Source organism: Siccirubricoccus phaeus (assembly GCF_008360935.1).
GTDB lineage: Bacteria > Pseudomonadota > Alphaproteobacteria > Acetobacterales > Acetobacteraceae > Siccirubricoccus > Siccirubricoccus phaeus.
In genome coordinates, this window is record NZ_SRXO01000008.1 from 96,038 (window position 1) to 121,367 (window position 25,330).

General features: G+C 67.7%; 20 protein-coding genes and 1 tRNA gene. 9 read left to right on the forward strand and 12 right to left on the reverse strand.

The genetic code is table 11. From position 1 onward, the window contains the following. Positions 1–66 precede the first annotated feature (66 nt). The 3 genes from E5N76_RS13150 to E5N76_RS13160 all read left to right on the forward strand — a co-directional run bounded on the left by E5N76_RS13150 (position 67) and on the right by E5N76_RS13160 (position 3,878). Positions 67–609 (forward strand): hypothetical protein, encoded by a 543-nt coding sequence (locus E5N76_RS13150; RefSeq protein WP_149537764.1) that lies wholly within the window; start codon positions 67–69, stop codon positions 607–609. Between the two features lie 391 nt (positions 610–1,000). Further along, positions 1,001–2,689: a sigma-70 family RNA polymerase sigma factor gene (locus E5N76_RS13155; protein WP_457852679.1), complete on the forward strand. Its 1,689-nt coding sequence runs from the start codon at positions 1,001–1,003 to the stop codon at positions 2,687–2,689. A 220-nt stretch (positions 2,690–2,909) separates the two neighbouring features. Further along, a complete protein-coding gene (locus tag E5N76_RS13160; protein ID WP_149537766.1) occupies positions 2,910–3,878 on the forward strand; it encodes a Bug family tripartite tricarboxylate transporter substrate binding protein in 969 nt (322 codons plus the stop codon). A 76-nt stretch (positions 3,879–3,954) separates the two neighbouring features. Here the strand turns inward: E5N76_RS13160 and E5N76_RS13165 are convergent, their stop codons facing one another. Both E5N76_RS13165 and E5N76_RS13170 read right to left on the reverse strand, forming a co-directional pair. Then, the gene (locus E5N76_RS13165; protein WP_149537767.1) at positions 3,955–4,275 is read right to left on the reverse strand and encodes a hypothetical protein; all 321 of its coding nucleotides are present in this window, start codon (positions 4,273–4,275) and stop codon (positions 3,955–3,957) included. A gap of 90 nt (positions 4,276–4,365) precedes the next feature. After that, positions 4,366–4,665: a hypothetical protein gene (locus tag E5N76_RS13170; protein ID WP_149537768.1), complete on the reverse strand. Its 300-nt coding sequence runs from the start codon at positions 4,663–4,665 to the stop codon at positions 4,366–4,368. Between the two features lie 191 nt (positions 4,666–4,856). Here E5N76_RS13170 and E5N76_RS13175 point away from each other — a divergent pair, with 191 nt between their 5' ends. After that, the gene (locus tag E5N76_RS13175; RefSeq protein ID WP_149537769.1) at positions 4,857–5,330 is read left to right on the forward strand and encodes a DUF1203 domain-containing protein; all 474 of its coding nucleotides are present in this window, start codon (positions 4,857–4,859) and stop codon (positions 5,328–5,330) included. Between the two features lie 92 nt (positions 5,331–5,422). On the opposite strand, the gene E5N76_RS13180 is transcribed toward E5N76_RS13175, so the two are convergent. Continuing rightward, positions 5,423–7,282, reverse strand: coding sequence for an ABC-F family ATP-binding cassette domain-containing protein (locus E5N76_RS13180; RefSeq protein ID WP_149537770.1), 1,860 nt, complete (start codon positions 7,280–7,282; stop codon positions 5,423–5,425). 385 nt (positions 7,283–7,667) lie between these two features. Here E5N76_RS13180 and ndk point away from each other — a divergent pair, with 385 nt between their 5' ends. Beyond that, a complete protein-coding gene (gene ndk, locus E5N76_RS13185; RefSeq protein WP_149537771.1) occupies positions 7,668–8,090 on the forward strand; it encodes a nucleoside-diphosphate kinase in 423 nt (140 codons plus the stop codon). An 85-nt stretch (positions 8,091–8,175) separates the two neighbouring features. Here ndk and E5N76_RS13190 read toward each other — a convergent pair whose 3' ends face one another. Together E5N76_RS13190 and E5N76_RS13195 are read right to left on the reverse strand one after the other, a co-directional pair. Continuing rightward, positions 8,176–9,513: a dipeptidase gene (locus tag E5N76_RS13190; protein ID WP_149537772.1), complete on the reverse strand. Its 1,338-nt coding sequence runs from the start codon at positions 9,511–9,513 to the stop codon at positions 8,176–8,178. A 133-nt stretch (positions 9,514–9,646) separates the two neighbouring features. Then, a complete protein-coding gene (locus E5N76_RS13195; protein ID WP_149537773.1) occupies positions 9,647–10,474 on the reverse strand; it encodes an SDR family NAD(P)-dependent oxidoreductase in 828 nt (275 codons plus the stop codon). Between the two features lie 94 nt (positions 10,475–10,568). Between E5N76_RS13195 and E5N76_RS13200 the strand changes: the two genes are divergently transcribed. Further along, positions 10,569–11,483 (forward strand): AraC family transcriptional regulator, encoded by a 915-nt coding sequence (locus tag E5N76_RS13200; RefSeq protein WP_149537774.1) that lies wholly within the window; start codon positions 10,569–10,571, stop codon positions 11,481–11,483. A gap of 566 nt (positions 11,484–12,049) precedes the next feature. Here E5N76_RS13200 and E5N76_RS13205 read toward each other — a convergent pair. Both E5N76_RS13205 and E5N76_RS13210 read right to left on the reverse strand, forming a co-directional pair. Then, positions 12,050–12,135, reverse strand: a tRNA-Leu gene (locus tag E5N76_RS13205). Between the two features lie 49 nt (positions 12,136–12,184). Further along, on the reverse strand, positions 12,185–13,591 hold the full coding sequence (locus E5N76_RS13210) for an amidase (protein WP_149537775.1): 1,407 nt from the start codon (positions 13,589–13,591) through the stop codon (positions 12,185–12,187). Positions 13,592–13,737: 146 nt separating this feature from the next. Between E5N76_RS13210 and E5N76_RS13215 the strand changes: the two genes are divergently transcribed. After that, positions 13,738–15,072 carry an LLM class flavin-dependent oxidoreductase gene (locus E5N76_RS13215; protein ID WP_149537776.1) on the forward strand — a complete coding sequence of 445 codons (1,335 nt, stop codon included), beginning with the start codon at positions 13,738–13,740 and terminating at the stop codon, positions 15,070–15,072. A 123-nt stretch (positions 15,073–15,195) separates the two neighbouring features. Here the strand turns inward: E5N76_RS13215 and E5N76_RS13220 are convergent, their stop codons facing one another. The 5 genes from E5N76_RS13220 to E5N76_RS13240 all read right to left on the reverse strand — a co-directional run bounded on the left by E5N76_RS13220 (position 15,196) and on the right by E5N76_RS13240 (position 20,228). Further along, on the reverse strand, positions 15,196–16,227 hold the full coding sequence (locus tag E5N76_RS13220) for an LLM class flavin-dependent oxidoreductase (protein ID WP_235907698.1): 1,032 nt from the start codon (positions 16,225–16,227) through the stop codon (positions 15,196–15,198). A gap of 507 nt (positions 16,228–16,734) precedes the next feature. Then, complete coding sequence (locus tag E5N76_RS13225; RefSeq protein WP_149537777.1) at positions 16,735–17,511, reverse strand: hypothetical protein; 777 nt, start codon at positions 17,509–17,511, stop codon at positions 16,735–16,737. Positions 17,512–18,843: 1,332 nt separating this feature from the next. Further along, complete coding sequence (locus E5N76_RS13230) at positions 18,844–19,095, reverse strand: hypothetical protein (RefSeq protein ID WP_149537778.1); 252 nt, start codon at positions 19,093–19,095, stop codon at positions 18,844–18,846. A 343-nt stretch (positions 19,096–19,438) separates the two neighbouring features. Next, positions 19,439–19,639: a hypothetical protein gene (locus tag E5N76_RS13235; protein ID WP_149537779.1), complete on the reverse strand. Its 201-nt coding sequence runs from the start codon at positions 19,637–19,639 to the stop codon at positions 19,439–19,441. Continuing rightward, a complete protein-coding gene (locus tag E5N76_RS13240) occupies positions 19,632–20,228 on the reverse strand; it encodes a hypothetical protein (RefSeq protein WP_149537780.1) in 597 nt (198 codons plus the stop codon). The genes E5N76_RS13235 and E5N76_RS13240 overlap by 8 nt, the downstream gene beginning before the upstream one ends. A gap of 588 nt (positions 20,229–20,816) precedes the next feature. Between E5N76_RS13240 and E5N76_RS13245 the strand changes: the two genes are divergently transcribed. After that, positions 20,817–22,412, forward strand: a complete 1,596-nt coding sequence (locus E5N76_RS13245; protein WP_149537781.1) for a primase-helicase family protein — start codon at positions 20,817–20,819, stop codon at positions 22,410–22,412. 788 nt (positions 22,413–23,200) lie between these two features. After that, the gene (locus tag E5N76_RS13250; protein WP_149537782.1) at positions 23,201–23,755 is read left to right on the forward strand and encodes a recombinase family protein; all 555 of its coding nucleotides are present in this window, start codon (positions 23,201–23,203) and stop codon (positions 23,753–23,755) included. Positions 23,756–25,330 lie beyond the last annotated feature (1,575 nt).

The window sequence follows — 25,330 nt, forward strand, 5'->3', positions numbered from 1 at the left end:
GATCGGGCGGAAACATCGGGCGGGCCGCGGCGTTGGCCCCGTTCCAGGATAACGGAGCAACCGGGAATGGCCATCGAGGTCAACAGCGCCGGCTGGACCGGCGAGGCCGGGGGGACCACCCCCACCCTTCAGGTCTGTGGCGAATTCCACGACCCGAAACAGCTCGACGCCGCCCTCTCCCGGCTGGAGGGCAGCGCCTTCCAGCGGGCCGATCTTTCCGTCCGCGTGCCGGGTCGGGAGGACAGGCGGGCGGAGTCCGAACGGGAGACGCCGGTGCGGGAGGATGACGCCCGCAACCTGCGCACCCTGGGCAATGGCATCGCCGCGGCGGCGGTGGGCATGGCGGCGGCCGGGCTGGTGGTGGGCACGGGCGGCGCCGCGCTGCCGGCGGTGGCGGCTGCGGCGGCGGCGGGCGGCGCTACCCTGGCTGCCGGGGAAATGGCCGGCCAGGGCGCCGCCCCGGGCGGCCATGTGCCGCAGCATGAGGCCGCGGAGCACCAGGGCAGCGTCCTGATGGTGCATGCCGCTTCGCCGGAGAAGGCCGAGAAGGCGGAGGCGCTGCTGCAGAGCTGCGGCGCCGTCCGAATCTGGCGGGAAGGCGGTGCGTGACGTCGCTTCCGGTTGTCCCGAAAAGGGTTTCTTAAGCTTCCGGTACAGCGCACATTACGCCATGTTTCTGTTCGGCGCATCTCGCAGGGGTGGTCCGCACGGCATGCAGTCCTCTCCTGCTGATTTCGCTTCCGATGAACGGGCTGCCTGCACTAGAAGTGCGCCCCTGGCGCGTCACGGCGCAGCACGGGGGTGTATGCGCCCCGGCGGCACCCTAAATGTGGGTGGCGCCGCGGCGCACCCCCCTTCCCCCTGGACCCGATCGGCTAACGGGCCCGCTTTCGTGGGTGCGTAGACGTGTCTCCGCCGCGCGGCGCTGGCGAAGCGCCCGAACAAGGATGGAAGGTGTGGCCCCCCGGCGCCGGCCAGGGCCGCCGAGGAGTGTGGAATGATGGACGGGTTTGTCACGGATACCATGCTGGACGAGGCCGAGCCCGAGCTGCGCAGCTCGCGCCCGTTGGGCGCGCCGAGCCTCGAGGCGCTGGTGGCTGACGTCCCGGCCGAGGAAATGGCGCCCTGGACCGAGGCTGATATCCTCGACGAACCGCCGCCGGAGACCGAGGGCGAGGAGTCCGAGGACACCGAGAAGGTGGCGGAGGAGGCCGAGGATACGGTCGCGCCTGCCGCGTCCGCCGGCAATGTGAACGAAGCGACGCTGGGCCGCACCGACGACCCGGTGCGCATGTTCCTGCGCGAAATGTCCCGTACCGAGCTGCTGACGCGCGAGGAGGAAGTCGCCCTCGCCCAGCGGATCGAGGCCGGGCGGGAAGCCATGCTGAACGCGCTGGGCGAGAGCCCGACGACGATCGCCGCGCTCGCCGATTGGCGCGAGGGCATCGCCGAGGCGCGGCTGCCGCTGCGCGAGGTGGTGGAGCTGGAAGCTCTCGCCGCCGCCGCCGAGGCGCCGGAGCATGGCGAGGAGGAGAGCGGCGACCAGACCCAGGAGCAGCGGCTGCGGCCGGAAATGCTGGCGGCCTTCGATGCCGTGCTGGCGGCGGGCGCCGTGCCGGGCTCCGCCAACCTGCTGGGCGCGCTGCGCCTGCGGGCCGACCGGATCGAGGACCTGATCGGCCGCATCCGCGACGCCAACCGCCGGCTGACGGCGCTGGATGGCCGCGCGCTGCGCGCCGCCCAGGGGGCGAAGCTGGACCGCGAGGGCTTCCTGAAGCTGTGGGATGGCAGCGAGGCCGGCGCCGAGAAGGTGGCTGGCAAGCTGAAGGCCGCGGCAGCGGCGGAGGTGCGGGCGGTGCGCGCCGATATCGCCGCGCTGGAAGCGCAGGTGGGGCTGGCGGCGCCGGTGCTGCGCCGGGTGAACCAGGAGATGGCGCGCGGCGAGCGCGACATGCGCCGGGCGAAGGAGGAGCTGACGCGAGCCAATCTGCGGCTGGTGGTGCACATCGCCCGCAAGTACCGCAACCGTGGCCTGCTCTTTGGCGACCTGATCCAGGAGGGGAATATCGGCCTGATGCGGGCGGTCGAGAAATTCGACTGGCGCAAGGGGTTCAAATTCTCCACCTACGCCACCTGGTGGGTGCGGCAGTCCGTGACGCGCGCCATCGCCGATCAGGCGCGGACCATCCGCGTGCCGGTGCATATGGCGGAGACGGCGTCCAAGGTCGCGCGCATCGGCCGCAGCCTGGCGCAGCGGATCGGCCGCGAGCCGACGCCGGAGGAGCTGGCGCAGCGCCTCGGCATGCCGCTGGAGAAGGTGAAGTCCGTGCAGGCTATCGCGCGCGAGCCGGTGAGCCTGGATACGCCGATCGGCGAGGATGAGGATGGCCGCCTCGGCGACCTCATCGAGGATCGCGCGGCGGTGCTGCCCTTCGACGCGGTGGCGCGGTCCGGCCTGCGGGCGGCGGCGGCCAAGGTGTTGTCCGGGCTGACGCCGCGCGAGGAGCGTATCCTGCGCATGCGCTTCGGCATCGGCATGGAGCGCGACCACACGCTGGAGGAGGTCGGCAAGACCTTCAACGTGACGCGGGAGCGCATCCGGCAGATCGAGGCCAAGGCGCTGCGCAAGCTGCAGCAGGGCTCGGGCGGCCGGGCGCTGCGCACCTTCCTCGAAGGCGACCAGGGCTGATATTCCCCATGACGTTGCTGGCGCAACGTCATGGAGGCGCCGGGGTCCCTGTTCTCATGGCACCTTGCACAGCCTGGCGCGGCGAAGCCGCGCCAGGGCAACAGGCGGCGCTTGTTTCGGCGGGGCGCTGGACGGCCTGAATTCTTGGCGTTCCTTCTTCGGCTTCGGCATGCTGGCGGGGGAGCCGGCGGGACAGCCGGCCATCGAAGGAGGATCGCCCATGCCGAATGCCGGATTGCGGCGGCGTGCCCTGTTGCTGGCGCCCGCTGTCTCGCTCGCCATCCCCGCTTTGGCGCAGCCGCGTTATCCGGACCGGCCGATCCGCGTCTATGTCCCCTGGACGCCGGGCGGCGCCACCGACATCCAGATGCGCTCCGTCTGCGAGATCGCGCAGCGCCATCTCGGCCAGCCGGTGGTCGTGGAGAACAAGCCGGGCGCCAGCGGCACGCTCGGCGCCGTGGCGCTGAAGGATGCGAAGCCGGACGGCTACACCCTCTCGCAAATGCCCATCGGCGTCTTCCGCATGCCGGCGATGCAGGCGAAGCCGCAATGGGATCCGGTGGCGGATTTCACCTGGATCGTGCGGCTGGTGGGCTATATGGGCGGCGTGGTGGTGCGGCCCGACGCACCCTGGCAGACCCTGCCGGAGCTGATCGAATATGCCCGCGCCAACCCCGGCCGGGTGAATTACGGCACGCCCGGCGCCAACACCACGGAAGTGCAGATGCAGAGCCTGGCGAAGCTGGCGCGCATCGAATGGGTGCCGGTGGCCTTCCGCGGCGCGGCGCCGAACCTGCAGGCGCTGCTGGCGGGCGACATCCACTTCTCCGCCGAGACCTCCGCCTGGGCAGATATGGCGCTGGAGGGAAGGCTGCGCCCGCTGGCGGTGTGGATGAGCGAGCGGGCGAAGCGCTTCCCGGAGGTGCCGACCTTCCGCGATTGCGGCTATGACGTGCTGGGCGAAAGTACCTATGGCATCGCCGGCCCGCGCGGCATGGCGCCGGAGGTGGTGCGCATCATCCACGACGCGTTCCGCCTGGCGGTGCATGACCCGCAGCATGCGGCGGTGCTGGCGCGCTTCGACATGCCGGTGCGCTATCTGGGCAGCGAGGCCTTCGCCGACGAGGCCGTGGTGCTGAAGGAGGAGGCGCGGCGGATCGTGCAGGAGCTGGGCCTGCGCATCGGCTGAGCCTGCCCCGGAAACGCAGCAGGCCGGCCAGCTTGCGCTGACCGGCCTGACGGCGTGCGGCATGGTCGCCGAGGATTCAGCCCCGCGGCGCGATGCCCTCCGCCACCATCGGCGCCGGCGCGGCGGGCTCGCCATACACCACCACCGCATTCTCGCCGCCGCCCTGCAGCAGCGCGTTGCGGCCCGGCGCGGTGACGGTGGCGCTGGCGCTGTACTGCGCATCCGCGCCGCCGCCGGTCATCTGCGCGACGGCGCCGCCGGCGCGGTTCGCCGGCGTGGCGTCATAGACCAGCACGGCATCCTCGCCGCCGCCGATGAGGCGCGGGCCGGGCTGCGCCTGCGCGGCACCGAGGGTGCCGAGGGCGATGAGGGAAGCGATCAGGACCTTGTGGAACATGGTTATCTCCTTTGTGTCGAGTGCCGTGTGAAGGCGGGCGCTGAATGCGCCGGAAGCGCGACGGAGTATGTGAGCGGCGTCACGCGGCGCTCAGCCGCGCCGCCTGGCTGCCGGCACTGCGGCATCGCGCACCAGCGCCGCATCCTCGCCGCCGCCGAGCAGCATGGCCGGGGCGTTGCGCTGCGTGCGGGCTGCGGCGGCGTGGCCATAGGCGAGGTCCTCGCCGCCGCCCGTCACCTGCGCGACGCCGCCGCCGGCGATGTTGGCGGAAGGCACGTCATAGACGAGCTGCGCGTTGTCGCCACCGCCGATGAGCAGCGGGCCGGCCGCCTGGGCCGCGCCGAAGGAAGTGGCGAGGAGGGCGGAAGCGAGGATCAGGCTGCGGATCATGGTGGGATCTCCTGGCGAGGTCGGCCGGGCCATTCGCCCCTGCCGTCGCCCGGAGAATGGGTGGCCGCGCGCGTGCTGCCCAATATTGGCTTCGGATGATCCCCATTCGGCGTGCGTATCGCCGCAACCGCCGGATGGCCGCGTGCCGGCGGTCTTCGTCATGCTGCCGCCGGAGAGCGAGGAGTTCGGGCATGGCGGGTTTTCGGTGCATCGCAATTCCCGGCGCGACGGCGGCGCGGTGGCGGGCCACGGGGCGGGATGATCGTTGCCTGGCGCTGCATCGGCGCGTGGTGGACGGGCCGGGCTTTCCCTGCCGGCATTGTCTGCGCCTGGGCGAAGCGGGGGAGGAGATGCTGCTGGGCAGCTATGCGCTGCCGCATCCGCTGGGCGTGTACTGGACGCCGAGTCCGATCTTCCTGCATGCGCGGGAATGCGAGCGCTTCGCGGCCGAGGAGGTGGTCGCGCCCATCGTGCTGGCCAATCCGCTGGTGTCCGTCCGCAGCTATGACGAGGCGGAGCTGTGCCTGTATGATCTGGGTGCCGTCGCGCCAGGTGCCGAGGTGGCGCCGCTGCTGGAACGCGCCCTGGCCGACCCGCGCACGCGCTGGGTGAACATCCACACCGCCCGCCCCGGCTGCCTGCTGACCGCCGTGGAGAAGCTGTGACGGGCGTTTCCGCGGGCGGAGCCCAGACTCAAGGGTTCCAAGGGCCTTTCGGCCCTTTGCGGGTGGGGGTTTGGGGAGGGCAGAGCCCTCCCTCAAGCTACCTCGAGCTTCTCCTGCAGCTCTAGCCACTCGTCCTCCAGCGGCGAGAGCAGCTTCGTGATTTCCGCCCGTCTTTGCGTCGCCCGCGCGACCAGGTCCGTCTTGTTGTTCGCATAGAGCCGCGGGTCGGCCAGCGCCGCGTCGATGGTCGCCGCTTCCTGCTGCAGCTTCGCCATCTCTGCCTCGATCCGCTTCGCCTTTTCGCGCAGCGGTGCCAGCGCGGCGCGGTTTTCCGCGCGTTCCCGCCGCTCGCTCGGCTTCGGCGTTGCGGCTTCGCCGCGCGTCGGGCGGCGGCCGGAGAGCAGCGCGCGGTAGTCTTCCAGATCGCCGTCATAGGGCGTCACGCGCCCGTCGCCGACCAGCCAGAGCCGCTCCGCCACCAGCTCCACCAGATGCGGGTCGTGGCTGATCAGCACCACCGCGCCCTTGTACTCCGCCAGCGCCTTCACCAGCGCGTCGCGGGCGTCGATGTCCAGATGGTTGGTCGGCTCGTCGAGGATGAGGAGCTGCGGCGCTTCCCGCGTGCAGAGCGCCAGCAGCAGCCGCGCCTTTTCCCCGCCGGAGCAGGCGCTGATCTGCGTCTCCGCCCTGTCCGCATCCAGGCCGAAGCGCGCCAATTGCGCGCGGCATTGCGCCACGGTGGCGCGCGGCAGCGCCGCCTGCATATGGGTCAGCGGCGTGCCGTTCAGGTCCAGCTCCTCCGCCTGATGCTGGGCGAAATAGCCGATCTTCAGCTTGGGCGCGCGGTGTTCCTTGCCGGCCATCAGCTTCAGCCGCCCGGCGAACAGCTTTGCGAGCGTGGACTTGCCGTTGCCATTGGCGCCCAGCAGCGCGATCCGGTCGTCCTGGTCCAGCCGCAGCTCCAGCCCGCGCAGCACCGGGCGGCCGTCATAGCCCACCACGCCGTCGGAGACGGAGAGCACGGGCGGCGGCAGCTCGGCGGGTTCCGGGAAGGCGAAGCGCGTCGCCGCATCCTCCACCACTGCCTCGATCACCGGCATGCGCTCCAGCGCCTTGATGCGGGATTGCGCCTGGCGGGCCTTGCTGGCCTTGGCGCGGAAGCGGTCGATGAAGCTCTGGATATGCGCCCGTTCCGCCGCCTGGCGCTCCGCCGCCGCGGCCAATTGCGCCTGGCGCTCCGTCCGCACCCGGACGAAATTGGCGAAGCCGCCCGGGTAGAGCGTCAGCTTCGCCCGGTCCAGATGCGCGATGGCGTCCACGCAGCGGTCCAGCAGGCCGCGGTCATGGCTCACCACGATGGCGGCGCCGGCGAAGCGCTGCAGCCAGCCTTCCAACCAGATGGTGGCCTCGAGGTCGAGATGGTTGGTCGGCTCGTCCAGCAGCAGCACATCCGGTTCCAGGAACAGCACCCGGGCCAGCGCCACGCGCATGCGCCAGCCGCCGGAGAATTCCCGGCTCGGCCGCGCCTGCGCCGCCGCGTCGAAGCCGAGGCCGGCCAGGATGGTGGCGGCGCGCGCCGGGGCGCTGTCGGCATGGATGGCGATCAGCCGCTCATGGATTTCGGCCAGGCGGTGTCCCTCGGGCTCGGCGGCGGCCTCCGCCAGCAGGGCGGCGCGTTCGGTATCGGCGGCCAGCACCGTCTCCAGCAGGCTGTCCTCGCCGCCCGGGGCTTCCTGCGCCACATGGCCCAGGCGGGCGCGCTGGGCCAGGCGGATCTCCCCGCCATCGGGGCTCAGCTCGCCGGTGATGGCCTTCAGCAGGGTGGATTTGCCGGCGCCGTTGCGGCCGACCAGCCCCACCTTCCGGCCCGGCTCCACGGTCAGGGCGGCGGCGTCCAGCAGGGTGCGGCCGGCGATGCGCAGCGTCAGGTCGCGGATGACGAGGGCGGTCATGTGCGGTGTTCTAGCGAGCCAGGCCGCCCCGACGAAAGGGCTGGCGGAAAATTGCGGGCAGGGAACAGAATCGCCGCATGCGGCCCAAGGCTCTCGGCACCGAAGCGGCCTGGCACGCACTGTTGCCCGCTCCGCGACGGTTCCGTCCGGCGGCCCGGCGCGGTCGGCATCCTCTTCGCCCCGCGCTGGTGGCCCCCCTGCGGCTTGTCTTCCGGGCCGGATCGGCCAGGCTGCTCCCCCGCCCGGCGGCCAGCTCTCCCGGCCGGGCGGGTGAGGGCCGCGCCGCGGCGCGAATGATCCGGCCGGCGGCCGTCACGGGGCTTGCCTCCCCCGCCGCACTCACCTATCCGGCGCCCACCAGCCGATTCTGCAAAGGACCGCCGCCATGGCCGTGGAACGCACTCTCTCCATCCTGAAGCCGGATGCCACCCGCCGGAACCTGACCGGCAGGATCAACGCGAAATTCGAGGAAGCCGGGCTGCGGATCATCGCCCAGAAGCGGCTCCAGCTCTCCGAGGCGCAAGCGGGGGCCTTCTATGCCGTGCACAAGGAACGGCCCTTCTACAAGGATCTGGTGGCCTTCATGACCTCCGGCCCGGTGGTGGTGCAGGTGCTGGAGGGCGATGACGCGGTGGCGAAGAACCGCGAAATCATGGGCGCCACCAACCCGGCCAATGCGGCGCCGGGGACGATCCGCAAGGAATTCGCCGAAAGCATCGAGGCGAACAGCGTCCATGGCAGCGACAGCGCGGAGAATGCGGCAACGGAGATCGCGTTCTTCTTCGCCGGGACCGAGATCGTCGGCTGAGGCTCGCGGGGGGCGTCGCGGCAGTCCCGTGGCCCCTCCCCAAACGCCCGTCGCAAGGGGCCGGAAGGCCCTTTGGACCCGAAGCTTATGCCGGCAACACCTCGCCCAGAACCCGGGCGTAATTGCCGCCCAGGACGCCGGCGGCTTCCTCCGCGCTGAAGCCCACTTCCAGCAGCGCGGCGGCCAGGGTAGGGGTCTCGCGGTAATCGCCGAAACAGGGCGGGGAGAGCAGCCCCAGCATGTCGGTGCCGATGCCGACATGCGCCGCCCCTACCACATCGGCTGTCCGGGCCATTCCTTCCGCATAGGCGCGCAGCGTCGGGAAAATCGGGCTGGGCGGCCAGATGCCGATGACGCCACCCGTGCCCGAGACCAGCCGCGCATGGTCCCGGGTGATCTGGCGGGAGCGGGGGCCGGGCCGGCTGGTCAGCGAGGTGTGGGACAGCACCACCGGCCTCGCCGCCACCTCCACCGCCCGCTTGGCGGCCAGGAAACTGGCATGCGCCACATCCACCACCACCCCCAGCCGGTTGCATTCCCGCACCACGGCAGCGCCGAATTCCGTCAGCCCGTCATGCTCCGGCGGCTCGGTCTGGATGTCGCCCAGCTCGTTCACCCGGTAGTGCAGCAATTGCAGGTGGCGCAGCCCATGGGTGGCGAAGGCGCGCTCCAGCCCCGCCAGCCGCCCTTCCAGGAAGTCGGCGCCCTCGGCCGCTACCACCACGGCCGGACCGGCACCGGGGGAAAGGGCGGCGGCAAGGCCCGGCCGGTCCTTCACCACGGCCAGCCCCTGTGCCGCCACCAGCCCGTGGAGCCGGGCGAAGGCCGCCTCGGCATGCGCCGCCAGCTCACCCGGCGCCGGCGGGCGGAAGGCGGCGATGCGGTTGTCCGGCGTCAAGCGCGTCACCGGCGTATCCGCCACCATGGCCAGCGCCACCAGGCGCATCCGGCCTTCCCGCATCGGCGCCGCCAGTGGCTCCACCGGCTGCGGGCGGGCGCGGCCGAGGATCACCCGCCCGGCATGGCTGTGGAGATCCGCCGGGGCGGCGCGGGCCAGCAGCGCCTCCACCGCCGGGCCGGGCGGCGCGGCGGCGGGGGCGGCGCAGCCGGGCAGGGCGGCCACGCAGGCCAGCGGCAGCGCGGCGCCGAGCAGGGAGCGCCGGCGCAGCCAGGGCCCCGGCGCTTCCGCCAGCCCCAGCAATTCCGCCTGCGCCAGCAGGCCCCGCCAGGGCGCAGCTGCGCGCCACAGCCCGCGGAACCGCAGCCGACCGACGGGCGGGGCCAGCGGCGTGGTGCATTCCACCAGCACCGTGCGCGCCGGGTCCGGCCGGCAGCAGGCGCAGCAGGCGGCATCTTCCGTCAGCAGCAGCCGATGCGTATCGAGGGGCACCGCCCAGCCGGTGGCGTCCTGGACCTTCTCCATGCTGCATCCTCCGCCCGGCGGAGGGAGCCTGCAGCGCCCTGGCGGGAAGCGCAATGATCCGGGCCGGCGGTCTTGCGCGCGGCTTGGCCCGCATGGTGGGGGCGGCGCCCCTGGGCGCCGCCATCGCCCTGCATCACGGGCGCCGGGGCCCGAAGGTCTCCCGCATGCTGCGCCGGTACTCCTCCTCCGAGGTGCTCCAGCGCAGCCTGGCGAGAAGCTTCGTATCCGCGCCGGCCGGAAAGCGGAGGCGGAGGCCTTCCTCCGTGGCGGCCGCATGCACCGCCTCGGCCACTTCCGCCTCCGTGCAGAACGCCGTCGGGTAATCGGCGAAGCGGGCGAAGCAGGCCTGCGCGAAAGCCCCGTACTCAGCGGGGATCAGCCCCTGCATCCGGACGCTGCCATTGGCGCCGAAATTGGTGCTGGGCGCATAGCCGGGCTCGACGAGGCGCGCCTTGATGTTGAACCCCTCCAGCTCGTAGGCGAGCGATTCCGTGAAGCCCTCCACGGCGCATTTGCTGGCGGCGTAGATGGCGACGAGCGGCATCACCCCCAACGTGACGCTGGAGGTGACGTTCACGATGACGCCGTGGCCCTGCCGGCGCATCCGGGGGATGATGGCGCGGCAGGCGGCGATGACGCCGAAAGTATTGGTCTCGAAGATCTCGCGCACCGTGCTGTCCGGCGTGGCCTCGACGATGGAGCCGAGGCCGATCCCGGCATTGTTCACCCACACATCGATGCCGCCGAAGGCCGCCACGGCAGCCTTGATCGCCGCGGCGATGCTCTGTCCGTCGGTGACGTCGAGCGGCAGCACAAGGAGGCGCTCCGGCGCCTCGCCGAACAGCGACGGGTCCGGCCGCCGCATGGTGGCGACGACGTTCCAGCCACGCTCGAGAAAAAGCGCCGCGGTCGCCTTGCCGTAGCCCGAGGAGGTGCCGGTGATGAGGATCGTCCTTGGCATGCGGGTCTCCATCCTTGCGAATGGGCCGACCCTAGCCGCCCTGGGCAGGATGCTACATAATCATTACCCCTTATTGAGTTATGGATCGTCCAGGATGGATCCGCTCAGCGACGTCATCGCCCTGCTCCGCCCCAGCACGGCGGTCGCCAAGCCCATCACCGGCCGCGGCCGATGGGGGGTCCGCTACGCCGCTCATGCGGCGCCGGGCTTCACGATCATCCTGCGGGGCGCGTGCTGGATCGCTTTCGAGGGCGAGGCGCCGCGGCAATTCCAGAAGGGGGATTTCCTGCTTCTGCCCACGACGCCGGCCTTCTCGCTCGCCAGCCATCCGGGGGTCGCGTGCGAGCCGCGGGCGCCGGTGAACGCGCCGGTGCGCCATGGCGAGCAGGAAGGGGAGCCGGATTTCATCTCCCTGGGCGGGAGCTTCCAGCTGGAGCCGGCGAACGCGCCGCTGCTGCGCGCTTTGCTGCCGGGCTGCATCCATATCCCCGCCGCCGAGGGGCGGGCGGGACGGCTGGGCCGCCTCATCGGGCTGCTGATGGAGGAATGCGCCTCCGAGGCGCCGGGCAAGGACATGATCCTGCAGCGCCTGCTCGAAATCCTGCTGGTGGAGGCGCTGCGATGGCGGGGGCCCGATCCGGGCGCCGTTGCGGCCGGCCTGCTCGACGGCATGCGCGACCCGGCCCTGGCGCGGGCGCTGCGGGCGATGCATGCCGATGTCCGGGCGGGCTGGACGGTCGCGGCGCTGGCCAGGGTGGCGGGCATGTCCCGGTCGGCCTTCGCGGCGCGCTTCGGCGAGGCGCTCGGCTGCGGGCCGATCGAGTACCTGGGGCGCTGGCGCATGGCGCTGGCGAAGGATGCGCTCATCCGGGGGGAGAAGACGCTGGAGCGGATCGCAGCGGAGATCGGGTATGAATCCGCGAGCGCCTTCAGCACGGCATTCCGCAAGCGCCTGGGCTGCCCGCCTGGGCAGTTTGCACGCGCCGGCCGCGCCGCAGCTTCTCCCTAGAGCGTGATCGGTTGAGGTCGAATCGACCGAAACGGTGGATCACGCGACCGAACAAAGAGCTAGAGCGGGGCGGGTGAGCGCAGCTCAACCGATCCCGCTCTAGTGTCCTGCCTGCGAAGTTCGCTGGATTTCAGCGGACTACGTCGACAAGCAGGTCATTGGAGCGCGCTCGGTTGAGGTTGAAGCAACCGAAACCGCGACTCACGCGACCGGACAGGGGGCTGGAGCGAGGCGCGTGAGCAAAGGCGAGGGCATCACGCTCCAGCGCCCAGGGCCAGAGTTGGAGGGCGGAGATTGGCCTGGTTGCGTGGAACCGCACTGGCGCGCTGGGTCGGCCGGCGGCGTCGCGCACAGGCCGATGGTGCGATAGGGCGAAGCGAAACCGCACCCGCCTGCCGCCTCGGCAGATGGCGGCACGCCGGATGAAATGGTGCGGTTGAGCAGAGCGAAATCGCACCGGCGCGATGGGTTGGTGGGCGGCATCGCGCAAAAGAAAATGGTGCGGTTGAGCGGAGCGAAATTGCGCCAGCGCGATGGGTTGGCGGGCGGCATCGTGCCAAATGGAGTGGTGCGGGTGGTCGGACTCGAACCGACACTCTGTCGCCAGAAACGGATTTTGAGTCCGTCGCGTCTACCATTCCGCCACACCCGCGCACCCCCCAGCTAGCACGGCAAAGGCGGGATGCGAAGCGCCGGGGCCGCTACCAGCGCGGGTCGATCGGCGGCCGTGGCCCGTCCCCGCTTTCGATTACCTCGCCGGCGGCGAGGATCAGATCCTCCCGGAACCTGGCCCCCATCACCTGCACGCCGAGCGGCAACCCGTTCGCTTCCCCCACCGGCACCGCCAGCACCGGCAGGCCGAGCACCGGCAGCCCCACCTGGGTATGCGCTGCCGCCAGCACCCGCCGCATCCCCTCCACCCCCTGCATGTCGAGATCGACCGGCAGCGCCTGCTCCCCGCCGCCGGGCAGGACGACGATGGGGTAATCCTGCAGGAACATGGTCCAGCGGCTCAGCATGGCGTCGCGCTCGGCGATGGCGGCGCGGTACTCGTCGTAGCCCGCCATCGGGTGCAGCTTCACCCAGCTCTCCACCGAGACGCGGATGCCGGCATCGCCCTTCTCGGCAATGGCCTCCGCCAGCCCGCCGAACACGTCCCGCACGCCGATGGCATGCCAGAGCCGGGTCAGCGCCGCGAAGCCCGGATGCTGCGGTTCCTCCACCGCATAGCCGGCTTCTTCCAGCAGCTTCCCGGCGCGGCGCACCGCGTCCTGCAGCGCGGGCTCGGTCGGCGCGCCATCCGGGGCGGGGACCAGGGCGACCTTGATCGGCCGCGGCGGCGGCGGGCCTTCCAGCGGCGCCGGGACATAGCGGTTGTCCCGGTAATCCGGCGCCGAAAGCGGTGCGAGGGCGAGGCGTGCATCCCGCACGCTGCGGGTCAGCGGGCCGTTCATCGCCATCATCTGCGCCGAGAAGCTGCGGCCAAGCGGCGCCGAGGGATTCATCGCCGGCACCCGGCCGAGGCTCGGCCGCAGCCCGACCACGCCGTTGCAGAAGGCCGGCCAGCGGATGGAGCCGGCGATGTCATTGCCCATCGCGATGGCGCCGAGGCCCGCCGCCGCCGCCGCGCCGGCGCCGCCCGAGGAGCCGCCCGGCGTCCGCCCCTTATCCCAGGGGTTGTAGGTGGGGCCGTGCAGGTCATTCGCGGTGAAGAGCCGCATGGAGAAGGCCGGCGTGTTGGTCCGGCCGATGATGATGGCGCCGGCCTTGCGGAGGTTGGCGACGACCGGCCCGTCCTCCTGGGCGATCGCGTCCTTCAGGGCGACGACGCCATTGGTGGTCGGTAGGCCCTTCTGGTCCACATTCACCTTGGTGGTCACCGGCACGCCATGCAGCGGGCCAAGCGCCTCGCCCCGCGCGCGCGCCGCATCCGCCGCCGCGGCGGCGGCCAGCGCTTCCTCGCCCAGCACCTGCACCACCGCGTTCAGCTTCGGGTTCACCGCCGCCAGCCGGGCGAGGGCGGATTGCACCGCCTCCTTCGCCGAGAGCTGGCCGATCCGGATCAGGCGGGCGGTCTCGGTGGCGTCCAGGGTCCAGGCTTCGGGCATGCGGCGGGTCTTTCGGTAGGAAAGGCGCAGAATGCGGCCAAGGCGGAGCCCCGGCAACCGGCACCGGGCCCGGCCACGCCCCGTCCGGCGATGGCTTGAACCCCGGCGCGGCGGGGACATCTTTGCCCAAAGCGGAGAATTCCCCGATGGCAAAGCGGCAATTGCGGCTGGGGGCCTTCATGCGCCCGGTCTCCATCCATACCGGTGCCTGGCGCTACCCCGGCGCCTGGCGGGACACCAATTTCAACTTCCCCCGGCTGCGCTACCTGGCCCAGGCGCTGGAGCGCGGGAAGTTCGACGCCTTCTTCATGGCCGACCACCTGGCCGTGCTGAACATGCCGGTGGAAGCGCTGAAGCGCAGCCACACGGTGACGAGCTTCGAGCCCTTCACCCTGCTCTCGGCACTGGCGGTCAGCACGGAAAGGCTGGGGCTGATCGCCACGGCTTCCACCACCTTCGACGCGCCCTACCACATCGCGCGCCGCTTCGCCTCGCTGGACCATCTCAGCGGCGGGCGGGCGGGGTGGAACATCGTCACCACCTCCAACCCCGATTCGGCGCTGAATTTCGGGTTGGAGGAGCATATGGAGCATGGCGAGCGCTACCGCCGCGCCCGCGAATTCTACGATGTGGTGACCGGACTCTGGGACAGCTTCGCGGAAGATGCCTTCATCCGCGACGCCGAGAGCGGCATCTTCTTCGACCCCGAACGGATGCATGTGCTGGACCACCGCGGCGACTACCTTTCGGTGCGCGGGCCGCTGAACATCGCGCGGCCGGTGCAGGGCTGGCCGGTGATCGTGCAGGCCGGTGCCTCGGATGCCGGGCGGCAGCTCGCGGCGGAAACCGCCGAGGTGATCTTCGGCGCCCATGGCACGCTGGCCAGCGCGCAGGAATTCTACGCCGATGTGAAGGGCCGCATGCAGAAGCTCGGCCGCGATCCGGAGCATCTGAAGATCCTGCCCGGCTGCTTCGTCGTGGTGGGCGACACGCTGGAGGAGGCGAAGCGCACGCGCGCCACGCTGGACAGCCTGGTGCATTACGAAAGCGCCATCGCCTCCCTCTCCATCGCCCTTGGCACGGATGCGTCGCGCTTCGACCCCGAGGGGCCGCTGCCGGAGATCCCCGAGACCAATGCCAGCAAGAGCGGGCGGGAGCGGGTGATCGCCCTGGCGCAGCGGGAGGGGCTGAATGTGCGGCAGCTCGCCCAGCGGCTGGGCGGCTATGGCGGGCTCGCCATGGTCGGCACGCCGGCGATGATCGCGGACGAGATGCAGACCTGGCTGGAGGAGCGGGGCTCGGACGGCTTCAACGTCATGTTCCCCTACCTGCCGGGCGGGCTGGAGGATTTCGTCGAGAAGGTGGTGCCGGAGCTGCAGCGGCGCGGCATCTTCCGCCGCGAATATGAGGGGCGGACGCTCAGGGAGAATCTCGGCCTGCCGCGGCCGGAGAACCGCTTCTTCGAGCAGGGAGCGGGGTGAGGAGGCTCCGCCCTCCTCACCTTTCAACCGCGAGGGGACGCGGCCAGCGGTGGAGGCGGCCGCCGGACCCGTATCGGCCTGACCGTGCCTGGCCGGTTGCAGGCCGGCTGCCGGGGCAGGGCATCAGCGCCACCCCAGTGCCGGCGCGACGTGCTTCAGGATGCTCTCGATGACATGCGCGCAGTACGCCACGCCGAGCTGGTTCGGGATGGTCAGCAGCAGCGTGTCCGCTGCGGCGATCGCCTCGTCGGCGCGGAGCTGCTCGACCAGCGCCTCCGGCTCGGCGGCATAGCTGCGGCCGAAGATGGCGCGGGTCTTCTCGTCGAGGAAGCCGACCTGGTCCTGCTCCTTGCCGCCCCGGCCGAACCAGGCGCGGTCGCGGTCGTCCAGCAGCGGGAAGATGCTGCGGCTGACTGAGACCCGGGGCGTCCGCGCATGGCCGGCCTCCTGCCACGCCGCATGATAGGCGCGGATCTGCTTCGCCTGCTGGATGTGGAAGGGCTCGCCGGTCTCGTCATCCTTCAGGGTGGAGCTTTGCAGGTTCATGCCCTGCTGCGCCACCCAGACCGCGGTGGCGTTGGAGCCGGAGCCCCACCAGATGCGCTCCCGCAGCCCCTCTGCATGCGGCTCCAGCCGCAGCAGGCCCGGCGGGTTGGGGAACATCGGCCGTGGATTGGGCTGGGCGAAGCCCTCGCCGCGCAGCAGATCCAGGAACACCTGGGCGTGGCGGCGGCCCATATCGGCATCGGTCTCGCTCTCGGCCGGGACGTAGCCGAAATGCCGCCAGCCATCGATCACCTGCTCCGGCGAGCCGCGGCTGAGGCCGAGCTGGAGCCGGCCGCCGCTGATGAGGTCGGCGGCGCCGGCATCCTCGGCCATGTAGAACGGGTTCTCGTAGCGCATGTCGATGACGGCGGTGCCGAGTTCGATGCGGCTGGTCTTCGCGCCCATGGCGGCCAGCAGCGGGAAGGGGGAGGCGAGCTGGCGGGCGAAATGGTGGACGCGGACATAGGCGCCGTCCGCGCCCAGCTCCTCCGCTGCGACGGCGAGGTCGATGGATTGCTGCAGCGCCTCGGCGGCGGAGCGGGTGCCGGAACCGGGCGAGGGCGTCCAGTGGCCAAAGGAAAGGAAGCCGATCTTTTTCATGATGGGCATGGTCCAGAGGGGCGGGTGCGCGCCGCCGAGAAGGTTGGGGCGGCCTCGAGATGCTCGATGCGGCCTGCGTTGCGCGAGAATATGGGGTTTGCCCCGCATCACCTCCATCAGCGAGGTCAATGATGGTCATGCACGGGCCCTATTCGACCACGGCGCGGCGGATCGCGTTGGGGGTCGCGGCCAGGGCCCGCGACGCGATGTTCGCCTTCAGGGAGCGAACCACATGCGCGGTCTGGCCAGGATAGGCGTAGCTGCCGATCTCGGCATTCGGCAGGCGATGTCCGCTTGAACGCCCGGAGCATTTTCAAGTCCGGCGGAATCGCCGGACGACCCGGAAAATGCGACCAGACAAAGGGCTGGAGCGGGTTCGCCGAGCGCAGGCGAGGCGAAACCGCTCCAGCCGCTCGAGCGGCGGCAGGCGCGCGGGGGCTGCGCTCGGGTCGAAGGCAGCGAAACGGGTGGATGCCCAGCTCCGTGCAGGCCGTCATGCTGACGGTCAGGCCTCCGTCATGGCCCGATATGCTCGTGCCCGCGCGGCAGGAGAGGTCGCTCCAGCACCTCGATGACCAATATGCGCAATTCCTCGTTCATCAGCGCGATGCTCGCTTCCAGCAGGTCCAGCATCGCGTCGCGCATTTCCAGCTCCTCGGTCGTGTAGATGCCGCCCGGGCCGAACAGCAGCGCGATTCGCTCCTGCTCCAGTTGCGAGCCGGATGGCCCCAGCCGCTCCCCCGCCCGCCATTCCTCGGCGACCGCCTCGGCCGGCGTGCGGCCTGCCGCGTCACCGGCTGGTCGACGGGTCAGGTATCTCCAGACCGTGCGTGGAAAGAGGTCGGAGCGGGGTGGACGCTCCCAGATTTCGCGCAGAAGGTTGCGCTCGGTCCGTAACCTGCCGGACGCCTTTCCGAACAGCAGGGTGGTCGCGACCGAAGCTTCGGCGCTGCCGCCAACGATGCCGGCGATGTCACCGCCGGCCGACGCACCGCCCAGCGAGAGCCCGCCCGACAGAGCCGCCGTTGCCGCGCCGACCAGGATGCTGGCCAGACCAAGCCGCCTGGACCGTCGGTCCTCCGCTGCCTGCAGTCGCACACGCAGCGCATCCCCCCGTTCGCCTTCGCAATCGATCACGGCGAGCGTGCTGGAGACATCGACCATGGCCAGGATGATGCGGTCCATGATCGCCTGCCGCAGGCGAAGCGTCTGCATCTCCGCCGCCAGGCCGCGGGCGCGTTCCGTCTCGACCAGCCGTTCCAGCAGGGGCACTGCGCCGAGGACATCGGCCATCTCGATGGCGCCCCGCGAAAAGCCATGAGCCGTTAATCGCCCGACGGCCAACTGAGGTGATGCGGGTGGCGGCGGTGAGGGCTCTGCGTCAAGGGAGTGCCGCATCCGGCTGACCGGAGCGCAGACACGGTCGAAGCCACTCCGCTGCGGCTCTTCCAGCTCCTGGCCTGACAGCGATGTGCAGCCAGCCAGGAGCGTAAATGCGAGCGTCACCTGCCGGAACCGGGCGGCCGCCCTGTGTCCGACAGCGTTTGATTGGGGAGCGACCTCTGCGACGGCGATGACGTGGATGTACGCGTTCCTTCCCGAGAGCGCCATCTTGGCCCAGGCGCATGGAGGCGGCTACGCCGCCGGAGCCGCGCCTCGAGCAACCTATGGGTTGGCAGGCGCGGCCGGGCGGGGCTCAGGGCATGGGCTGGACGGTAGCCAATGGCAGGACCGGTGCGCCGATCAAGGTCCGGAGGGAGTGGTCGGACACAGCAGGGGCAGCACTGGCGCGGCGCAGGTTACGCAAGCCGTTAGAGCGTGATCGGTTGAGGTCGAATCGATCGAAGCCGTGAATCACGCGACCAGACAATAAGCCAGATGGGTGAGCGAAGCTCGGCCGTCCCGCTCTGGGGTCGGGACCAGGCGCGGCCGTCGGGCCGAGGCCGGGGGCCTCCGGTGATGGACGAGAAGCTGCATGGTGGTCGGCCGCCGATGCTTTGCAGGAAGCGGTCTGCGGGCCAGGTGATCATGCGGTATCGCAGGAGAGCGGGCGTGGCGATCCGTGCACGAAGCGCGAGAGGACGCGTGTCGGGGGAAGTGGCCGGCGACGCGACGCCTCGGCGAAACCAGGGCAGGCGAACGAGCCAAGAACCGGAAGGCAGGAGGTGGCGGCAGAGAGGGGCCTCTCCGAGCCAACGGGGCCGATACGCCCGAGCGGGCGTTATCCGTAGCGCCCTGGAGAATGTAAGCCCTTGAAAAGATGGTGCTGCCAGAGAGGATTGAACTCTCGACCTCTCCCTTACCAAGGTGCTTATTACTCGGTTTGTACTTAAAGCGATGTGACCTACTACATGTAGGCCGGCTGGCTATTTTTTCGCGCTATTTATTGTTTATTTTTAGCGGTCCAAGTATAGGAAAGGCCACACGATGCAAAATCGTGTGGCCTACCGAGATTGATAGTAGCGTTATTTCAATAGGTTGATGGTGTTTTGGGGGCTGATCACGAGCCTCAGCCAGGGAAGTATTAGATCATCTCAGCGGCTAAGCACCCAAACGAAAAGACCCTACCGGGGTCGAGTCCGGTAGGGTCTCGGGTCGGTCGGGGATTAGGTGTCCTGACGCGGCTTAGGGGGCCTTCCCTACGGCCTCGGAATACTGCTCCCTTATAGAAGAGCCAGGAAGCCCATCGAAGGCGCCAGCGGGCTTCCTGGCGGGCTTTCTGGCGGCCCTCCTGGCGGCTTTCGCCTCTCGTGCCTTCGCTGCCGCCTCATCAGCCAGAACGAATGCTATGGCGGCTAGGATGACGCCGAGAGCGGCGATCTGGTCCTGGGCAAGCGCCAGGTCGATCTGAGCCTGCTCCATGCTGTCAGCGTTCACCAGCGCACCTCCCCCAGGTGCCGGGGCGGTCGCTTCGGGAGCTTATACCTCGCCCACCCTGGCAGCTCTGCTTCTGGTTCTGGCGGCGGCGCGGGCTCGGGCGCGCTGGCGACGATTGGAGCGGGGGACGAGGGGGTTTCCTCCTCGACCTTCTTGCGACGACGCTTCGGTGGCCTGTCGTCGCCAGGAAGGGTGAACCAATCACTTGCCATTGCTGTCGTTCTCGGCCTCAAATTCAGGCTCCGCAGGGGATGGAAGCGGGGCCAAGGGGCCGAATGGAGCGGAGACCCCTCCGCGTAGGACGCCCTGGAGGACGCTCCGGCAGGACGGTGCAGGCCCCTCATCATTCAGCATCGGCCGGTACCTTCTGCTGGGCATCGTGGGCCGGCGCAGGCGGAGCCACGGGACGGATGATGGCCTCACGCATGACCGACCCGTCCGGCATGGCGTGCTCGATGACGCCGAATTCCAGCTCGGTATCGTCTCCGCCCACCCATCCGCGCATCGTACGGCCGTTGGGCATGACTTCGAGGTACTCACGCATTGCCGGTAGCCCGGAGAATCTGATGGGTGCTGCTGGCGACCGCCTTAGAGACATGGGCCGGTGGGTCCTGCTCCAGGCCGTTAGCTGCGGCTCGAAGATGGCTCGCCATGGAGTTGAGAGCCGTCAGGATGAGCGGCCCACCGCTGGCTTCGCTGAAGATCTCGCGTGTCCGAAGCCGAATGGCGAGTTCACGGGTGCGGATCTCCATGGCTTTGGCGATTGCCGCTGCGAAGGTGCGGTCGATCTCGGCGGCAATCTCCGCCAGGTCGACCAGTTCGGCGTCGATCTCGACGCGGGCTACCGCCTGCAGCTCCGCCTTTTCGGCGGCTTCGGCCTCGGCGATCTGGCGCTTCGCCTGTTCGACCGTCTCGACGGTTCGAGCATGCGTGGAGCGTGCAGCGATGAGGATGGATTCAGTCCGCGCAGGACCATCGAGGTCGCCAGACAGGACGGCGTCTTTGATGGCGGCGTCGTGGCGGGCTTGCGCTTCGAGGACGACGGCGGCGGCGCGATCAGCGGCGCCTTCAAGTTCGCGCAGACGAGTGCGCAGGGATTCTGAAGTAAAAGTGGACAAGTCTAAATCATTCATTGCCAAGGGATGCAAGAACCCCTATAATAATGGAGTTCTACGTGAGAAAGCACACTGCCGAAAGGCAGAAGCATAGGCCATACTGAGGGGGAGATCGAGAAATCGATCTCCCCTTCTTTTTTGGCTTAAGGAACCCTGAGACCAGGGTGGTTGTCGAGATCGGACACTGCGACATAGCGGCGTCCGCGCAGACGGAAAGTCGGGATCTCCTCGCGGATGAGGCGTCGGCGCAAGGTCCAGTATCCGACATCGATTCGGGCGGAGGCTGCTTTAATGCATACCATCTCGCCAGCGGCGATAGCCGAGTTGAGTTCAGTAGTGGTCATGGACAATAGTATACAACAACCTGCACATTGAAACAAGTACTAGCATATCGCACACACGTACTGTAAAATAGTGTCATGTTTTGCGGCTGCTTGCAGACAAGAGATTTTTTTGTCTCGTGGTATTTCATTGCCCATTCGCCAGCCGTATAATCATGTCGTTACTTGCACTCGTGTGCAGTGACACCTCTGTGCCGATCGACTGTGTTGGCACCTTTCTCCGGCAGCCGGTCTTTGCTGCCGCTTCTCACTAGAACATAAAGCTATGTCTGATATTACCAATACGATGCCCGGTGTTGCGGGCAGCAAGAAGGATTACCACCTCTTCCAACTGGAAGACTTCGCCAACCACGTCGGAAAGCCGGTCGATACCATCATCGAAGACACTGCCATGCAGTTCTTCTACGATGACGACTACTTCGAGAACCGGGCGAAGCGGAGGGAAAAGGCTCGGGAGCTGATCGAGCACTACCTCCTTCCCCTGAACCGCCAGCACGCCCTTATCAACGTCAGTGGGACCTTCGGCGTAGCGGACTTCCGCAGCCTGACGACGCCGACCTCATACAACCCGAAGATCGAGCGTGCGTGGATTCCACGGTCCATGCCCGAGATGAGTAGCCTCACCGATTTCGCAGTGAAGTACGAGAACCAGAGCTGCACGGTCATGGTCAAGGACAAGGACAAGTCCAAGTACGTGCAGCGGAAGGTCACTGACGTCTGGCGGAAGTGGTCTTACCGCCGTGAGTACATGCGGGGTTTCCTCCTGGCTCCGGACATCGATCAGAAGGATCTTCCCGAGAGCTACAACACCTGGCGTGGCTGGGGCCTGGACGTGGACCCTCAGGAGCCACCGCATCCGGTGGCCTGGGAGACCCTGCGGAAGCATTTCGAGGAAGCTTACTTCCAGGGCAGGAAGCGCGAACTCGAATGGTTCTATTCGTGGCTCGCGGACCTGTTCCAGAACCCCATGTCGAAGCCCGGCTCGTCTATCATCCTGCGCGGGAAGAAGGGCACCGGCAAGACGCTGCTGGCTGACATCATGAAGAAGCTGATCGGGGCTCAGTACTTCGCCCGCCTCGATAAACCGTCTCAGCTCACTGGACAGTTCAACGGGCACCTTTTGTCGACTCTCTTGGTGGATGTTGAGGAGGCATTCTTCAGCGGGGACAAGGCTGCGGAAGGTACGATCAAGTCGTGGATCACGTCTGAGGACGTCCAGATCCGCCTTATGCGGACTGACGGATTCATGGCCAAGAACTTCTCGCGGTTCATGTTCACGAGCAATGAAAAATGGGTTGTGCCCGTGTCAGACGACGAGCGGCGCTTCTTTGTGATCGACGTATCAGACAGGTTCCTCGGAAATGACAAACACTTCGAGCTTCTTTGGACTGAGCTGGAGCATGCTGGCGGATTCAGGGAATTCTTCAAATTCCTGCTGACTTGGAAGAAGCCTGACTGGGTCAAGCTGAACCAACCGCCGAAGACTGAGGCGCTGGCCCGCCAGTTTGAGGAGAGCCTTACCATTCCCGAGCGCTTCTTCTGGAACGCGGTCAAGATGGGCGAAGACTATCCGCTCCCTGAAGGCGGCGAAATCTATCGCAGCCAGATCAAGCAGCAGTACGCGGAGTGGATGCAGAAGTTCGGGACGAACTGGCAGGCAACCAACGACAAGCTGTTCACCGACCTGTGCGAGAAGTTCTGGGAAGCTGAAGCTGTAGGCCGGAAGAAGATTGCACGCACCGACAATAAGGGGACGGTCTACCTGCTCCCATCGCTCAACGATCTACGGGCGATCCTCACGGACAAGTTCAGCCTCCATGACGACGCCTTCGACTGCGACGACGAGGGCGAGGAGGACTGACGAGCTGGAGGACAGCTCCGCAATGACGAAGGGGGAGGGCACATGCTCTCCCCCTTTTCGTTTGGACACCCTGCGAGGGTTTGGACACCCACGGGACAGGCTGTCCGGGGGAGGGTGTCCACGCGAAACCCAGGAAAACCCTGGCTTTGGACAGCATGGACACCATAGACACCCTTTTTGGGGGTCACATCCTCCGTAGATTTTTTCCGCCCATTCCGGCGTGAGAGGAGGTGCCTGCGGCTTCTCTGTCCTTCCTGAATTCATTTTCTCTGAACTAGCTAAAAAGGGTGTCTATGGTGTCCATGCTGTCCAAAGCCAGGAAAAACCTGGGTTTCGCGTGGACACCCTCCCTCCCACAGGGTGTCCAAACACGGCGGAGGGTGTCCACACCTCACGCCCAGCTCCCCACGCCGGCAGTACGCCACATCAGGCGCAGCACCTGTCCCCTTCGCCGCTGCTTGGGTACCCCCCGCTTTGGGTCCCATTGCGCTTTCTCAACGCTCCGCCGCCGCCAGCATTGCCGATTGCTTTAGGACGCCGGCCTGGTCACTGCGAAACCGTTGGCGCCACTAACGCCGAAGCGCTGGCAAGCGGGCTTTGTGGCCCGATTCCTCCCGCTTCAACGCTCTGGCCCACTTTAATTCGCTGTACCGCCTTTCTCACTGGACCTTGGTCGTGTGAGACTTCTCAGCGCGCCTCCAGAACGTCTCACACAAATAGGCCCTGGATTTTTTGGACGGCTCCGCTACAACGTCTTAGACTTCAGTGAGAATAACGGAGCGCGCAGCATGCTGGTGGGGTACGGACGAACCTCGACTTCCGAGCAACAGGCCGGGCTGGAGGCGCAGGAACGCGATCTCCGAGCCGCCGGAGTCGAGAAGCTCTTCACCGAGCAAGTTTCCAGCGTGGCGAAGCGGGCGCAGCTTGAAGTGACACTGGACTTCGTCCGCGCTGGCGACGTGCTGGTGGTGACGAAGCCCGACCGCCTGGCGCGCTCCACGGTTGACCTGCTGGCCATTGTGGCGCGTCTGGAGGCCAAGGGCGTGGCTCTACGCATCCTGTCCATGGGCGGCGCCTCGCTTGATACCAACACCCCCACGGGCCGGCTCATGCTGACGATGCTCGCTGGTATCGCCGAGTTCGAACGCGGCCTCATGCTGGAGCGTCAGCGGGAGGGCATCGCCACGGCAAAGGCGAAGGGGAAGTACCGAGGCCGGGCGCCCACGGCGCAGCGACAGGCCGACAAGGTGCGAAGGCTCAAGGCCGAGGATGTGAAGCCGATGGAGATTGCCAAGCGGCTCGGTATCAGCCGCGCCAGCGTGTACCGCATCCTCGAAGCATAAGATCTGCTCCGGAAGCATGCTTAGACGTCGGCCTATGCGTAAAGTACATATCTCGCGACGTTACTTCGTCGTTGTGGGATCGGGCGCAGCTCAGGTTACCCTCGCTTGAATGTTACAGACCTGTGGGGTCTTCGTTCTGGGAGTTTCGCCGGGGCGTCGCCCCCCCGACTTCCACAAACGGAGTTTCCCGAACTATCTCGATCCACAAGTCAGGCTGGGCGGACGAGGCTTTGTCCAACCCATCGGCAACGCTGGGGCGTTCATCTGAAGAATTTATCTGCATTGCCGCCCTTAATCTAATTACACGGCGACAAATTATTTAGCCAATAGCGTACAACAGGAGTCAATGTCCGGTCCGTATTATGGGAAAATGTTCCCTATGCTTCTCCGATTCTATCTCGTTTGTAGAATGGCCCTGCTAAGGTACTTTTACCTTTCTCATTCGGCAGTGCGGTCTTTGACGCTCAAAGTGGCTTCGCGGTGCGCCCTGCACGGGGCGCGCCATGCTCTGCCCTGTATCGAGACCAGGAGCCTGAGCCGACGCAACCTGAGTTGGTGCTCCCGGCGCACATTGATGGGCTCCAGCAGCGCGAGGCCCCTTCGACGAAAAAGCTGGAAGGCCGAGCCGCATTTCGGGCATACTTCAGCCAATCGAAATTCAGGTACTTTTTAAAAACGAGTATGGTATCGTAAGTTCGATGGCGCCGTACCAGCTATACGCAACAGCAAGGCTATGAAGGGTGCCGGGAAGATGATTCCCGTCGAGCGACAATGCTGCATCCGTGAGGTCGGCCTGGCCCGAAACGGGCAACCGCGCTGGTGGTGCAACGCCCATGGCGGCAATGCCAGTGGTCGTGGTGGCGCTAGGTTGGACGTGTGTCAGCCCGCTGGTACGGACGAGGATCTAGTAGGATGTCTCGACCTTGACCCAGCCGAATACCCTGGCGGAATTGGAATCTGGGCCGCTCTTGAGCCTGTTCTGAACACCACAGGCCGGTCGGCCCAATCCGGCATCCATGTACATGCCCGTAAGAGCGCAACGGCAAAGAAGGAAATTGACGGTACGTTTCCAGCGGTGCGCGTGCGCTGTAGCCCCGACCTTTTTGGGCCTAGGAATGTCTTGATTCGCCGCGCTGCCGCCCTCGGCTACTATTTTGGCCGGCTTCTCGGTCACCGGCTGAAATACCTCACGTGCCCACGTTGCGGCGAGGGCCATCTGGACTCCGATGAGTTTGCTCTCCGACCGCACCGTCGGCATCTATGCCATGCTTGCGGTCGCCATTTTCATGACTCAGAAGATGCAATTTCTAATCCGATTGTCCTCGCCCGCAAACAACTGGAGGGCATCGACGCAAACGGTTCGCCGGAAATGGCTACCGAAACGCTAGATGTGCGGCTTTCGGACTATCCTGGCGGAGTTCAGATCTGGGCCTCGAACCCTGCCATTCTTTGGACTGGACGGCGGTCGGAGCAGGAGGGCATTCACGTACATTTATTCCCGGGGAAGCGAGGCGGCCCCGAGCCTGATGAGACCTTTTCCTTGGTGCGTCTCGATGGTGTTTCTATAGATATCGA

Excerpts from the sequence above, each read along its gene's own strand:
- E5N76_RS13235 (WP_149537779.1), bottom strand. The coding sequence starts at position 19,639 with ATGCGTGAGTACCTCGAAGTCATGCCCAACGGCCGTACGATGCGCGGA.
- E5N76_RS13170 (WP_149537768.1), bottom strand. The coding sequence starts at position 4,665 with ATGATCCGCAGCCTGATCCTCGCTTCCGCCCTCCTCGCCACTTCCTTC.
- E5N76_RS13180 (WP_149537770.1), bottom strand. The coding sequence starts at position 7,282 with ATGACCGCCCTCGTCATCCGCGACCTGACGCTGCGCATCGCCGGCCGC.
- E5N76_RS13175 (WP_149537769.1), top strand. The coding sequence starts at position 4,857 with ATGGCGGGTTTTCGGTGCATCGCAATTCCCGGCGCGACGGCGGCGCGG.
- E5N76_RS13160 (WP_149537766.1), top strand. The coding sequence starts at position 2,910 with ATGCCGAATGCCGGATTGCGGCGGCGTGCCCTGTTGCTGGCGCCCGCT.
- E5N76_RS13210 (WP_149537775.1), bottom strand. The coding sequence starts at position 13,591 with ATGCCCGAAGCCTGGACCCTGGACGCCACCGAGACCGCCCGCCTGATC.
- E5N76_RS13150 (WP_149537764.1), top strand. The coding sequence starts at position 67 with ATGGCCATCGAGGTCAACAGCGCCGGCTGGACCGGCGAGGCCGGGGGG.
- E5N76_RS13190 (WP_149537772.1), bottom strand. The coding sequence starts at position 9,513 with ATGGAGAAGGTCCAGGACGCCACCGGCTGGGCGGTGCCCCTCGATACG.
- E5N76_RS13245 (WP_149537781.1), top strand. The coding sequence starts at position 20,817 with ATGTCTGATATTACCAATACGATGCCCGGTGTTGCGGGCAGCAAGAAG.
- E5N76_RS13155 (WP_457852679.1), top strand. The coding sequence starts at position 1,001 with ATGGACGGGTTTGTCACGGATACCATGCTGGACGAGGCCGAGCCCGAG.
- E5N76_RS13250 (WP_149537782.1), top strand. The coding sequence starts at position 23,201 with ATGCTGGTGGGGTACGGACGAACCTCGACTTCCGAGCAACAGGCCGGG.
- ndk (WP_149537771.1), top strand. The coding sequence starts at position 7,668 with ATGGCCGTGGAACGCACTCTCTCCATCCTGAAGCCGGATGCCACCCGC.
- E5N76_RS13220 (WP_235907698.1), bottom strand. The coding sequence starts at position 16,227 with ATGCCCATCATGAAAAAGATCGGCTTCCTTTCCTTTGGCCACTGGACG.
- E5N76_RS13200 (WP_149537774.1), top strand. The coding sequence starts at position 10,569 with ATGGATCCGCTCAGCGACGTCATCGCCCTGCTCCGCCCCAGCACGGCG.
- E5N76_RS13240 (WP_149537780.1), bottom strand. The coding sequence starts at position 20,228 with ATGAATGATTTAGACTTGTCCACTTTTACTTCAGAATCCCTGCGCACT.
- E5N76_RS13215 (WP_149537776.1), top strand. The coding sequence starts at position 13,738 with ATGGCAAAGCGGCAATTGCGGCTGGGGGCCTTCATGCGCCCGGTCTCC.
- E5N76_RS13195 (WP_149537773.1), bottom strand. The coding sequence starts at position 10,474 with ATGCCAAGGACGATCCTCATCACCGGCACCTCCTCGGGCTACGGCAAG.
- E5N76_RS13165 (WP_149537767.1), bottom strand. The coding sequence starts at position 4,275 with ATGTTCCACAAGGTCCTGATCGCTTCCCTCATCGCCCTCGGCACCCTC.
- E5N76_RS13225 (WP_149537777.1), bottom strand. The coding sequence starts at position 17,511 with ATGGCCGATGTCCTCGGCGCAGTGCCCCTGCTGGAACGGCTGGTCGAG.